At 66.3% G+C, this 11441-nt stretch carries 13 protein-coding genes and 1 pseudogene; 7 read left to right on the top strand and 7 right to left on the bottom strand.

The window, feature by feature from the left end; translation table 11 throughout:
• Positions 1-36: 36 nt before the first annotated feature.
• Both LB541_RS19840 and LB541_RS19835 read right to left on the bottom strand, forming a co-directional pair.
• Positions 37-1581: an ATP-binding protein gene (locus LB541_RS19840; protein ID WP_224619410.1), complete on the bottom strand. Its 1545-nt coding sequence runs from the start codon at positions 1579-1581 to the stop codon at positions 37-39.
• Between the two features lie 256 nt (positions 1582-1837).
• Complete coding sequence (locus LB541_RS19835) at positions 1838-2479, bottom strand: glutathione S-transferase family protein (RefSeq protein WP_140568083.1); 642 nt, start codon at positions 2477-2479, stop codon at positions 1838-1840.
• Between the two features lie 220 nt (positions 2480-2699).
• On the opposite strand from LB541_RS19835, the gene LB541_RS19830 reads away from it, so the two are divergent.
• Together LB541_RS19830 and LB541_RS19820 are read left to right on the top strand one after the other, a co-directional pair.
• The gene (locus tag LB541_RS19830) at positions 2700-3005 is read left to right on the top strand and encodes a hypothetical protein (protein ID WP_140500102.1); all 306 of its coding nucleotides are present in this window, start codon (positions 2700-2702) and stop codon (positions 3003-3005) included.
• 249 nt (positions 3006-3254) lie between these two features.
• A pseudogene (locus tag LB541_RS19820) lies at positions 3255-3625 on the top strand (endonuclease domain-containing protein).
• 200 nt (positions 3626-3825) lie between these two features.
• On the opposite strand, the gene LB541_RS19810 reads toward LB541_RS19820, so the two are convergent.
• From LB541_RS19810 to LB541_RS19800, 3 genes are all read right to left on the bottom strand, one after another.
• Positions 3826-4656, bottom strand: a complete 831-nt coding sequence (locus tag LB541_RS19810; protein ID WP_140500104.1) for an aldo/keto reductase — start codon at positions 4654-4656, stop codon at positions 3826-3828.
• Positions 4657-4808: 152 nt separating this feature from the next.
• On the bottom strand, positions 4809-5441 hold the full coding sequence (locus tag LB541_RS19805; protein ID WP_140556448.1) for a PQQ-binding-like beta-propeller repeat protein: 633 nt from the start codon (positions 5439-5441) through the stop codon (positions 4809-4811).
• A gap of 36 nt (positions 5442-5477) precedes the next feature.
• Positions 5478-6698, bottom strand: coding sequence for a helix-turn-helix domain-containing protein (locus tag LB541_RS19800; protein ID WP_140728439.1), 1221 nt, complete (start codon positions 6696-6698; stop codon positions 5478-5480).
• A gap of 110 nt (positions 6699-6808) precedes the next feature.
• Between LB541_RS19800 and LB541_RS19795 the strand changes: the two genes are divergently transcribed.
• From LB541_RS19795 to LB541_RS28545, 3 genes are all read left to right on the top strand, one after another.
• On the top strand, positions 6809-7561 hold the full coding sequence (locus tag LB541_RS19795; RefSeq protein WP_140671010.1) for a DUF899 domain-containing protein: 753 nt from the start codon (positions 6809-6811) through the stop codon (positions 7559-7561).
• Between the two features lie 120 nt (positions 7562-7681).
• Positions 7682-8002 (top strand): hypothetical protein, encoded by a 321-nt coding sequence (locus tag LB541_RS19790; RefSeq protein WP_140759739.1) that lies wholly within the window; start codon positions 7682-7684, stop codon positions 8000-8002.
• 32 nt (positions 8003-8034) lie between these two features.
• On the top strand, positions 8035-8163 hold the full coding sequence (locus tag LB541_RS28545; RefSeq protein ID WP_263488156.1) for a hypothetical protein: 129 nt from the start codon (positions 8035-8037) through the stop codon (positions 8161-8163).
• Between the two features lie 93 nt (positions 8164-8256).
• On the opposite strand, the gene LB541_RS19785 is transcribed toward LB541_RS28545, so the two are convergent.
• Both LB541_RS19785 and LB541_RS19780 read right to left on the bottom strand, forming a co-directional pair.
• Positions 8257-9255 (bottom strand): bestrophin family protein, encoded by a 999-nt coding sequence (locus LB541_RS19785; protein ID WP_140500113.1) that lies wholly within the window; start codon positions 9253-9255, stop codon positions 8257-8259.
• Positions 9256-9312: 57 nt separating this feature from the next.
• On the bottom strand, positions 9313-9927 hold the full coding sequence (locus LB541_RS19780) for a TetR/AcrR family transcriptional regulator (protein WP_140500115.1): 615 nt from the start codon (positions 9925-9927) through the stop codon (positions 9313-9315).
• 300 nt (positions 9928-10227) lie between these two features.
• Between LB541_RS19780 and LB541_RS19775 the strand changes: the two genes are divergently transcribed.
• Together LB541_RS19775 and LB541_RS19770 are read left to right on the top strand one after the other, a co-directional pair.
• Entirely contained in the window at positions 10228-10707 is a 480-nt protein-coding gene (locus LB541_RS19775; protein ID WP_140516079.1) for a (2Fe-2S)-binding protein, read from the top strand.
• The coding region (locus LB541_RS19770) for an FAD binding domain-containing protein (protein WP_224619408.1) at positions 10704-11441 on the top strand (738 nt) is incomplete at its 3' end. The genes LB541_RS19775 and LB541_RS19770, both read left to right, overlap by 4 nt.

The following is an 11441-nucleotide window of genomic DNA, read 5'->3' as shown; positions in this document are numbered from 1 at the left end:
GTGGAAAACCGCAACCGTGCCGCGCGCATGCATTGATCACAGCGCCAGGCTACCCTGCTCCGTCTCCTCGGTATTGGGATCGCCCGGCGCCGCGTTGCGGTCGCCCGGCGCCGCATTTGGGTCGCCCGGCGCCGTCGCCCAGGCGAGTTCCACCAGCGTGACGGTGCGCCGGCCGGTACCGTCGAGCTGGCACACGATCAGGCCCTGCTCTTCGATATAGGTGAGCAGGCGCCGGGCGCGGCGCATGGAGTGCGAGCCATAGGCGCGGGCGATCGCGGCGTCGCTCGGGCAAGGCCAGCCTTCCTTGGCCGCGCGGGCGATCATCATGAACACGCCCTGCATGTCCTCGGGTAGCAGCGAAGCGCGCACGGAGACGTCGCGCCACGCATCGTCCTCGGCCATATCGGAGCCGACGCCGGCGCGGGCGCGCGTCAGCATGCGGCGAAACTCCTGCAGATCGGGCACGACCGAGGCCAGTCCCTCGATGCGGCAGCGCACCACGAACTCCTGGTAGAGCACGCCGATGACGCGGAAGCCCGCATCGGGCTCCGCCAGGATGGCGCGCAGGATGCGGTCCATCCGCTCGCGCCGCTCCGCCAGGTCCTCGGCGCTGGGCGCCGGCTCGGCCGGTTCGGGGCGGATCTCCAGCGCCGCCGACTTCGCCGCCATCAATTGGTCGAGCAGGTCCGGCGATGTCACCCGCCGCTGCGGCCGCACGGCCTCCGGCGGCGGTGCCGCCAGGATGATCGCGCGGGCGTCCTCCAATGCCGCTTCCGGCAGCGGCATCAGCCGCGGCGTACCGTTGCGCGGGCTCGTATCCGTCGGCCCGATGCGCAGGCCGAGCGGACGGCGCGACAGCGCCGGGCCCAGCGCCATGAAGTGTCCGCGTTCCAGGTCGCGAAAGGCCTCCGCCTGCCGCCGCTCCATGCCAAGCAGATCGGCCGCGCGCGCCATGTCGATGTCGAGGAAGGTGCGGCCCATGAGGAAATTGGAAGCCTCCGCCGCGACATTCTTGGCAAGCTTGGCAAGGCGCTGCGTGGCGATGATGCCGGCAAGCCCGCGCTTGCGCCCGCGGCACATCAGATTGGTCATGGCGCCGAGCGAAAGCTTTCTCGCTTCGTCGGAAACCTCGCCGGCCACCGCCGGCGCGAAAAGCTGCGCCTCGTCCACCACCACCAGCATGGGATACCAATGGTCGCGCGCCACCTCGAACAGCCCGCCGAGGAAGGCGGCGGCGCGCCGCATCTGGTTCTCGGCGTCGAGCCCTTCGAGATTGAGCACCGTGGAGACGCGGTGGATGCGCGCCCGCTCGCCGGCGCTCTGCAACCCGCGCTCGGTATGTTCCTCGGCATCGATCACCAGATGGCCGAAGCGTTCGCCCAGCGACACGAAGTCGCCTTCGGGGTCGATGATGGTCTGCTGCACCCAGGGCGCGCTCTGCTCCAGCAGCCGGCGCAACAAATGAGATTTGCCGGAGCCCGAATTGCCCTGCACCAAAAGCCGCGTCGCCAGCAGTTCCTCAAGGTCCAGCGCCGCCGGCGCGCCGGCGGTCGTCTGTCCCATCTCGATCGCAACGGTCATGTCAGACTCAGCCGCTCCTTCGCAGAGGGACTTATCAATCCGATTGCAAAGCGTCGAGCGCCGATGGCCGCCGGTTGGGCGTTGCGCACAGTTGTGCGAATGCTGCCTGCCTGATGCGAACCTCGGACCGGCTGAACGATCGCATGACAAGCGCCCAATCGTTTCGGATGCACGTGAAAACAAGCAGTTGAAGCGGAATCGCGAATCAAATCCTGAAGCCTGGTCGGCCGCTCCCGCGTCGTCTCACACGCGGGCATCACCGTCCGGGGACCGGCGCCAATGCGGGCGCGTCCAGCCCCTGGAACGGATCGCGCCAGGCCTCGATCTCTTCGAGCCGGCGATACCAGCGCTCGATCTCGGGATAGTCGCCGAGCGGCAAGCGGGCGGCGTCGTTGAAGGGCAGGAACGTCGCCATGCGGAAATCGGCATAGGAAACCGAAGTCCCGGCCAGCCATGGCCGCCGGCCAAGTGCCGCCTCGAGGATCAGCGCCGTCCTGTGGAACTGTTCCAGTCCCTCCGCGACCTTTTCCGCGTCGATCGGACCGATGCCATAGCGCTGCTTGGTGCCGCGCTCGAAATGCACGATGTCACAGGCCCTGACGAACTCTTCCTTGCCCCAGCTCAGCCAACGGATCATCTCGGGTTCGTCGTCGCCCGCGCGCCAGAAATCCGAACCCATGTCGCGCGAAAGCCGGCAGGCTATGGCGTCCGCTTCCCAGAGGCTCCCTCCAGGCCAGGCCAGCAAGGGCAGGGAAAGATTGGGATTGAGCGGGCGGAACCGCTCCGCCTGCCCCGGCGCCATAGGCGAAGCGAATTCGAACGCGACCTTCGCCCCGAGGTGACGGGCCACCGCGAGTCCCAGGCGCGGATTGGGGTTGCGGCTGAAGAACAGTTTCATCTCCGCGTCCGCCCCGTGCGGTTTCGGCCCGACCTTGTCACTCGCCATCGCCTCGCTCCTTGTTCGGCATGCACGCCAAGGACGGATAGCGCCGATCGAATCCGACAATGCGGTCGCGACCGCAAGGACCGGTTTTGCGAAAAGTCCGGGTTGACCGCTTCCGGACGCGAGGCGACTATCCCTCTCGAAGCATGGCAATGTATCTCGAGGAGGATGAGCGATGGATGAGCCCGACCGCTGGCGCCACATGTCAAGCGCGCCCAAGGACGGCAGCCGGATCCTCGTCACGGTCCGGCCGTCCGAGCAGGGGCCGGCGGAAGTCGACCTCGCCTATTGGTCGGATGGCGACCAGTTCGGCGAAGAAGGCTGGCGCGCGTCGGACTCCTCGCCCGGCCGCATCGTCGAATATGCCGAGCCCGAGCTGAAATGCTGGATGCCGATGCCCTCGGCCAACCTCGCCCGCGCCTCCATGCCCTCGCCCTGGGAAGGCGACGACGCCCAGCAGCTGGACGGCTCGGGGATTTGAGGCACTGAAGCTGCTGATCTCCTGAGACGCCGGCGGGACAGCCCCCCTCTGCCCTGCCGGGCATCTCCCCCACAAGGGGGGAGATCGGCTGTCGCGAATGCTTTCGCCAATCTTCAACGTTGAAGAATGTAGCGCCGGAGCCAAAGCTGCCAATCTCCCCCCTTGTGGGGGAGATGTCCGGCAGGACAGAGGGTGGCGCCGTAGAGTAAAAACGTTGGTGACCAACTTCAGCATCAAGCCTCTCACACCATGCCACACACACCCTTGCCCCCAAGACACCGCGCTAACGCGAAATCGATGCGCAGGATCATGACCGATGCCGAACTAAAGCTCTGGAACGAGCTGCGTGCGCATAGGCTGATGGGCCTGGCTTTCGCAGGCAATTCCCCATCGCCGGCTACATCGTAGACTTCGCCTGCCCGGAGAAAAAGCTGATTGCAGAGGTCGACGGTTCACAACATGGCGACCCGGGTCTTGCCAATGCTGACGAGGCCAGAACCAAACGCTTGGAACAGGATGGCTGGATCGTCTTGCGCTTCTGGAATGACGATGTCATCCGCGACATAGACAATGTCTGCCAGCATATCGTTATCGCGGCTGGTTTGGCAGACGCGCCCTGACAGGCTGGCGGGACAGCGCCCCCCTCTGCCCTGCCGGGCATCTCCCCCACAAGGGGGGAGATTGGCAGCTTTGGCTCCAGCGCCACATTTTTCAAAGTTGAAAATTGGCGAAAGCATTCACGACAGCCGATCTCCCCCCTCGTGGGGGAGATGTCCGGCAGGACAGAGGGGGGCGCCGTAGAGTAAAAACGTTGGTGGCCTCAAAACAAGAACGCCGCCGTCGCAGGGTTCGGCCCGACGCGGCCATCGGCTGAATCCATGCCGCGGATGGCCTTCAGGTCCTGCGCGTCCAGTTCGAAATCGAAGACGTCGAAATTGGCCGATATGCGGTCCTGGTGGACCGATTTCGGGATGACGATCAGCCCTTCCTGGAGATGCCAGCGGATCATCGTCTGCGCCGCGGACTTGCCGTGCTTTGCGGCGATGCCTGCTATGGTCGCGTCGCTGAGCAGCCTGCCGCTGCCGAGCGGGCTCCAGCTTTCGGTGTGGATGTTGTGCCGGGCATGGAACTCCCTGATCTCGCGCTGCTGGAAACGCGGATGCAGCTCGATCTGGTTGACGGCTGGCGTGACGCCGGTTTCGCCGATGATGCGCTCCAGGTGATCCCGGTTGAAATTCGACACGCCGACCGATTTGATCCGGCCGGCTTTCTGCAGCTCGACCAATGTCTGCCAGGCCTCGACATATTTGTCCTGGCTGGGCACCGGCCAGTGGATGAGGAACAGGTCGATCTGTTCGATACCGAGCTTGTCCATCGTATCCTCGAAGGCGCGCAATGCGGCATCGCGCTGGTGCGCGCCGTTGCGCAGCTTCGAGGTGATGAACAGCTCGCCCCTCGGCACGCCCGCGCCCCGGATCGCCTCCCCGACGCCCTTCTCGTTCTGGTAGCCTTCGGCGGTGTCGATCAGCCTGTAGCCGGCCTTGATCCCCCAACCCACCACCTTGGCGGTGATAGCGGGATCGACTTGCCACACGCCAAGGCCGAGCCGGGGAATGGTCGAGCCGTCGTTCAACGAAATCTGTTCAGGCATGGTCTGGTCCTCTGCGAAGATGGTCCAGCCTATCTAGGCCCGGCATCGGGCAACGGCCAGCCGGCGGCGGACAAATTGCCGAATGTGTGATCGACACAGACGATGCTCTTGTCGCTTTCGTTGGCATTTGAGCTCACCGCGAAGATTAGCCCTCATTTCGGTCGGCGCACGGTCCTCACCACGCCGCCCGGGCCGCCGCCGCAGAAGAAGCGGTCGCCGCCGTCGGATTCGAGCCCCGACACGCCCTTGCCGGGCGGCATGTCGAGCCGTTCCAGCACCTCTCCGGTCTCGGGATCGACGCGCCGCAGGTCGCTCTGATCGCCTTCCCAGGTGCCGTGCCACAACTCGCCATCGACCCAGGTCACGCCGGTGACGAAGCGGTTGGATTCGATGACGCGCAGGACCGCCCCGGTCTCGGGATCGATCTGGTGGATCTTGCGCTGGCGGTTCTGCCCCACCCACAACGTGCCCTCGGCCCAGGTGAGGCCGGAATCGCCGCCGCCGCCGGGCGCCGGAATGGTGGACAGCACCGCGCCGGTGCCGGGATCGATCTTCTGGATCCGGTCCTTGGCGAGTTGGTAGAGGTACTGGCCATCATAGGCCGTCCCGGCATGGGCGGCGACATCGATCGAGCGCACCGCCTGCCCGCTCTCCGGGTCGAAGGCGGTGAGCCCCTTGCCCGAGGCAAACCAGACGTTCTGCCCATCGAAGCTCACCCCATGCACGCTGTCCACGCCCGCAAAGGGGCCGTATTCACGCAGGATTTCGGCCGCCGCATGTTTCATGTCTTCATCCTCACCTTTTGATCGTGTGATCCATTCCTAGCCGCTCGGCAACGGCGCCGGGAGTAACAAGGTGGTCGTGAAACCCGCCACCGGCGGCGTCATCCAGCGGCGCGCCCGGCCGCGGCCGAACCATTGCACCTTGCCGGTCTCGGCAAGCTGCTCCAGCGCGCGCTGCACGCTGCGCTGGCTGGATGCGAGCGCCAGCGCCAGTGCCGAGCTCGACCAGGCTTCGCCGTCGGCGAGGAAGGCGAGCACTGCCGCATGCCGCTCCTCGAGAGGCCGCGCCAGCACCACCACTTCGCCGCCCCGTTTCGGCGCCAGCGAAAAACCGCGCTTCGTCGCCTGGATGTCGGCCAGCCCGCGCAGCTCGGCGCGCAGCCGGCCGATCTCGACCCGCAGCCGGGCGCGATGCGATTCATCGGCGTGCCTGCCGCCGAAGGCCCTGGCGATGAGCGCCGCACGCGGCATGTCGCCGGGCCAGGCCTCGGCCAACGCGCGCGCCAGCGCAAACAGCACCGGGCGCGTCGCCAGAGAGGCCCGCGCCTCCTGTCTGCGCACGGCATAACGAAGACCGTCGACCACCAGCGCTTCCGATGCCTGCAAGGTCTCGACTTCCTCGAGCAGCAGCGGATGCTCCTGGCCGTTCGCGATCAGCCGCGCCGCCGGCGTTGCCAGCACCCGGAACGCGCTGTCGACCTCGGCCATCAGTCCGGGAATGCCGGCCCGCCATGCGGCGTGGCGGGCCCGCTCGAGTGCCGCGCGCGCGGTCTTCGTCCTGAGGCGCCGCATGGCGATGCCGGCGACGACCAGCTCGTGCGCGGCCCGCGAAGCCGGCGGAAACGGCGTCGCATCGAGCCCGGCCAGCACCTGCTCGGCCTCGTCGAGACGGCCGATCAGCAACAGGAATCGCACTTCCAGGTGCCGCGCATGCGCGGCGTTCAGCCGGTCGCCTTGCTTTTCCAGCGTCGCCCGCGCCGCGTCGAGCGCCTTGGCCGGCCAGCCGAGGTCGCGCGAAACCAGCGCGATCTCGGCTTCGGCGATGACGCATCTGGCGCGCGCCACCGCTTCCCTCGGCCCGAAGGTGCGCCCCGCCCGCCGCAGCAGAGCCCTGGCCCGGTCGAGATCGCCGAGCTGCGCCATGGCGATGCCGCGCAGCGCCAGCGCCGGCGCGTCCTCGCGCAACGCCACGCGGTCGAGCGCGCCGAGCGGGTCACCCGCCGCCAGCAACAGCCCCGCGGCCGTGATCAGCGAATCCATCAAAAAAATCCCGCCACGGCGAATCCCGCCACACTTGTAACTCTCACCATCCCGCTGTCCGGCGCTATGTCAGTCGCGTCACATCAAACCGGAACAGCGAGGCAAAAGCCATGACCAAGCAAATGCACACACCGCCGATCGTTTCCCAGCAAGCATGGGAGGCGGCGCGCCAGCAGTTGCTCGTAAAGGAGAAGGCGACGCTCCGCGCCAAGGACGCACTGGCCGCCGAGCGCCGGCGCATGCCGTGGATGGCCGTCGAGAAGGATTACACGTTCGAAGGCCCCAACGGAAAAGCGAGCCTGCTCGACCTGTTCGAGGGCCGCCGCCAGCTGATCGTCTACCGCGCCTTCTTCGAGCCGGGTGTGTATGGCTGGCCCGATCACGCCTGCCGCGGCTGCTCGCTGGGTGCCGACCAGGTCTCCAACCTCGCCCATCTCAACGCCCGCGACACCACGCTGGCCTACGCCTCGCGCGCGCCGCAGGCCGACATTGCGCGGTTGAAGAAGCGGATGGGCTGGGCAATGCCCTGGTACACCATCACCGACAGCTTCGACAAAGATTTCGGCGTCGACGAATGGCACGGCCACAACGTCTTCATCCGCGACGGGGACCGCATCTTCCGCACCTATCTGATCAACAACCGCGGCGACGAGGCGATGGGCACCGTCTGGAGCTACCTCGACGCCACGCCGCTCGGCCGCCAGGAGGTCTGGGAGGACTCGCCCGAAGGCTATCCGCAGACCCCGACCTACAAATGGTGGAACTGGAGCGACAATTACGACGCAGACACCGCGCCGGACAGGAAATGGGACGAAGTGTCTGCTGCCGGCGAGGCGGCGTTCCGCAACAAGGACGTCCAGTAGAGCCTGGCTAGAGCGCCGGCTCCACGCAAGCGCGGCCGGACGCTCTTCACAAGGTGGCAGCTTTCCCAGAACTGCTGCTGCTTTCCGGGCTTGCGCCAATGCGCAACCGAGGAGAAAGACATGAGCGACATCCATACAGACGCCCGCCGCTGTCCCGATCAGGACGCGGCCCGCCTCGGCATCGCCGACTGGCTGGGCCTCGCCGCAGCGCCGATCTTCGCCCTGATGGCGCTGCTGGCCGGCATCTTCGGCGGCGATGCGGCGATGCTGTGCATGGGCACCTCTTCGCCGCTCACCGGCATGCCGGCCATGTACCTGCTGATGAGCGCCTTCCATCTGGCGCCTTGGCTGCGCGTGATTTCCAACAGGCAGGCGGGCCGGGAGAAAGCAAAGCGCTTGGAGAAAACTCTGCAAAAACAGAGCATTGCGCAAGCAGCTTGAATCGCCGATGCAACCCATCAAGGAGAAGAACCATGACACGGACGAGTGAGACGCACGGTCCCGACACACGGGAGCCGATCGAGGCGGAGCCGACACGGCGCGGCGACGAGCCGTCGCAACCCGCCAAGGTCTGCCCCTGGTGCACGCCCGAAAAGACCTGACGCTTCGACGGCGGCGCCGACGCGCCGCCCGGGGCGAAACACATCGCCAATGACGCCCGGGCGGTTCGCGCTTATCGCCGTGAGGCACTGGCCTTACGTCGCGATGTCGTTGACAGGCAGCAATGGCGCGGGAAGGTCGATCTCGCCGAGCCCGGTCCGCATTTCGATCTCTATGTCGCGGCAGATCTGCGAGATCGGCACATCGTTGGCGTTGCCCTCGAAAGGGTTGGCGCTGCTCTCGCCGACCTGGTCGAGCGACATGTATGCCCAGCCCAGCAGCGTGCTGAACGGGATCGTCAGCCAGATCGCGATCGAGCCCAGCGCGCCGCCGAATTTGCCCATCTCGGCGAAGACCGGAACGACGCCGAACGGCAACAGCGTGCAGAAGATCATGACGAACATGGAACTGACGATGGCGTATTGGCGGGGATAGGGATTGTTCTTGATGCGGTCGCAGCGCGCCTGCTGGTCGTGGAAGTCGCGGATGAGTTTTGTCAGTTCGCCATAGATCTGCGGAGGAATTTTGGCGTCCTTGAACAAGCCGTTGACCTGCACCGATTGCATTTCGAGCAAGGCGATCGCCGGGCGGGGCGATTTCAGGACGCCCCCGGTCTGCTCGGCTAGCAACGGCCGCAATTCGTCGGTGATCGAGCCCGTATCCTCCTGGACATGGTAACGCCGCCGGTATTCGATATTGGCGGCCCGCGCCATGGATTCCCATGGCATCGGCCGCCGCAGCGCGAAACGCAGCGCCGTCATCCAGGCGATGTGGCGATAGATGAGTTGCTTCGCTGTCGGGGCGTCGGTGAAGTCCCTGCAGAAATTGGACCACAACCGGCTGCTGGCCGTGATTTGCGCAAAGGCCTGCAGCGCTTCACCGCTGCGGGTAAACACCTGCGAATTCTTGAAGCCCGCAACCAGTGACACCGTGGTGCCGAGCACCAGCACGACAGACCACGGCACCGAGAACCCGGCAAGTCCGGGAAAACGGTAGGCGGCCACCGCCAGTCCGCTCACCACCACCATGTAGATGACGCTGCGCCGCGACCAGAGCGCGAAATCCATCACCTTGTAGGAACGGCCCACATACATAAGATGCCCCCAAATCGCGGACGTGCCCGCTAGCCGCAGGCCAGTCTCCAGTCGCCCTCACCTAGCCTTGGCGGCGCCGAACCGCAATCCGTCCATCAGCAGCCGGACCAGCCGGCGCGAGCGATCGCGCCAATCCGGGGTGTCGGGCGCCGAATAGATGCCGCCCAGCGCGTGCAGCACGTCGGACGCGTCGACATCGCCACGGATGGTGCCCTCGGCCACCGCCGCCTCGACCAATTGCCGCAACGCCGCCGAGACCCGACCCGACGTGTCGGAATAGAGATTGGCATTCGCCGTCAACAGGATCCGCAGGCTGGTCGCAAGCCCTCGCTTGGTGGCGATATAGTCGACGAAGCGCCGCATCCATTCTTCCAGCGCCACGTCGGACGGATGCTTTGCCGCCAGTTCGCCGGCGGCCGCGCACAGCCCCTCCACCTCGCGGCGGTAGACCACCTCGACCAGGTGCTCGCGTGTCGGGAAATGCCGGTAGAGCGTGCCGATGCCGACGCCCGCGCGGCGCGCGATCTCCTCCAGCGAGGCGTCGATCCCGCGCTCGGCGAAGACCGACGCCGCCACCTCGACCAGCCGGTCGCGGTTGCGCTGCGCGTCGGCGCGCAGCGGCTTGGCCTCTGCGGTCTTCTGGTCGGGGATGGCGGACGGCTCTGCGGCCAATTTTTTCTCCACTGTCGAAATATGGGGCTTGAACCCCATCGGGTCAGCCCCCACGTAATAAACGGAGGCACCTCCGCTTTAGTGGAGCACCTTTATCATATAATCAGGGGAACCGGTATGTCACGTGCTGAAAGCTTGCAAGCCAAGGCCGATATTCGTCAGGGATTGGTGAAGGCGCCGAAGAGCGTAATCTCCCCCCGCGGGGGGAGATCGGCCAAGCTGACCACATTGCGCCTTGCCCTTCCCCGCCCCGACACCACTTCATTTCCCTCAGCGTCAAGCAACTGGAGCCAGACGCCCATGACGAACACCACAATCCCCGTCCATCTCGATATCAACGGCCAGCCGCATACGCTGGACCTCGAACCGCGCGTCACGCTGCTCGACGCCTTGCGCGACCGCCTCGGCCTGACAGGCACCAAGAAGGGCTGCGACCACGGTCAGTGCGGCGCCTGCACGGTGCATGTCGACGGCGAGCGCGTGCTGGCTTGCCTGACGCTGGCGGCACAGGCCGAAGGCCGCACCGTCACCACCATAGAGGGGCTTGCACGGGAGGGCGAACTGCATCCCGTGCAGGCTGCCTTCCTCGATCAGGACGCCTTCCAGTGCGGCTATTGCACATCTGGCCAGATCATGTCGGCGGTCGCCTGCATCCGCGAAGGCCATGCCGGCTCCGATGACGAGATCCGCGAATACATGGCCGGCAATCTCTGCCGCTGCGGCGCCTATCCGCACATCATCGCCGCCGTGCGCCAGGCAGCGCTGGAGGCCGCGTCATGAGGGATTTTTCCTATCTTCGCGCCGCCTCGGTCGACGCCGCACGCCAAGCGGCCGCCCTGCCCGGCGCCATGCTGCTGGCCGGCGGCACGACGCTGATCGACCTCGCCAAATGCGGCGTCGCCGAGCCCGATAGCCTGGTCGACATCAGCCATCTCAAGGGGCTCGATACCATCGAGATCGACGAGCGCGGCGCCGTCATCGGCGCGCTCGCCAGGATGAGCCATGTCGCCGACCACGCCGGCATCAAGGGCGGCTTTCCCGCCGTCTCGGAGGCGCTGTGGCAGGCGGCTTCGGCGCAGCTCCGCAACATGGCGACCGTCGGCGGCAATCTGATGCAGCGCACACGCTGCCCCTATTTCCGCGATCCCTCGAATTTTGCCGCCTGCAACAAGCGCGAGCCCGGCAGCGGCTGTTCGGCGATCGGCAGCGTCACCAGGGGCCATGCGGTGCTCGGCACCAGCGAGGCCTGCATCGCCACGTATCCCGGCGACCTCGCCACCGCGCTGGTCGCCTTCGATGCGGTGGTCCATCTCGGAGAACGCCGCGTCTTGGTCGACGACTTTTTCCTGCTGCCCGGCACCACGCCTCAGAAGGAACACGCGATCGAACCGGGCGAGATGATCACCGCCATCGAAATCCCGGGATCCGCCGCCGCCCGCCGCTCGAGCTACGTGAAGGTCCGCGACCGGCAGTCTTACGAGTTCGCCGCCGCCAGTGCCGCCGTGGGGGGGGGG

The sequence above is a fragment of the Mesorhizobium sp. BR1-1-15 genome (assembly GCF_020165475.1).
In the GTDB taxonomy this organism is placed as follows: Bacteria; Pseudomonadota; Alphaproteobacteria; order Rhizobiales; family Rhizobiaceae; genus Mesorhizobium.
Note: the sequence above shows the minus strand (reverse complement) of the source record. Positions and strands in the feature narration are given on the sequence as shown.

Excerpts from the sequence above, each read along its gene's own strand:
- LB541_RS19840 (WP_224619410.1), bottom strand. The coding sequence starts at position 1,581 with ATGACCGTTGCGATCGAGATGGGACAGACGACCGCCGGCGCGCCGGCG.
- LB541_RS19835 (WP_140568083.1), bottom strand. The coding sequence starts at position 2,479 with ATGAAACTGTTCTTCAGCCGCAACCCCAATCCGCGCCTGGGACTCGCG.
- LB541_RS19830 (WP_140500102.1), top strand. The coding sequence starts at position 2,700 with ATGGATGAGCCCGACCGCTGGCGCCACATGTCAAGCGCGCCCAAGGAC.
- LB541_RS19810 (WP_140500104.1), bottom strand. The coding sequence starts at position 4,656 with ATGCCTGAACAGATTTCGTTGAACGACGGCTCGACCATTCCCCGGCTC.
- LB541_RS19805 (WP_140556448.1), bottom strand. The coding sequence starts at position 5,441 with ATGAAACATGCGGCGGCCGAAATCCTGCGTGAATACGGCCCCTTTGCG.
- LB541_RS19800 (WP_140728439.1), bottom strand. The coding sequence starts at position 6,698 with ATGGATTCGCTGATCACGGCCGCGGGGCTGTTGCTGGCGGCGGGTGAC.
- LB541_RS19795 (WP_140671010.1), top strand. The coding sequence starts at position 6,809 with ATGACCAAGCAAATGCACACACCGCCGATCGTTTCCCAGCAAGCATGG.
- LB541_RS19790 (WP_140759739.1), top strand. The coding sequence starts at position 7,682 with ATGAGCGACATCCATACAGACGCCCGCCGCTGTCCCGATCAGGACGCG.
- LB541_RS28545 (WP_263488156.1), top strand. The coding sequence starts at position 8,035 with ATGACACGGACGAGTGAGACGCACGGTCCCGACACACGGGAGCCGATC.
- LB541_RS19785 (WP_140500113.1), bottom strand. The coding sequence starts at position 9,255 with ATGTATGTGGGCCGTTCCTACAAGGTGATGGATTTCGCGCTCTGGTCG.
- LB541_RS19775 (WP_140516079.1), top strand. The coding sequence starts at position 10,228 with ATGACGAACACCACAATCCCCGTCCATCTCGATATCAACGGCCAGCCG.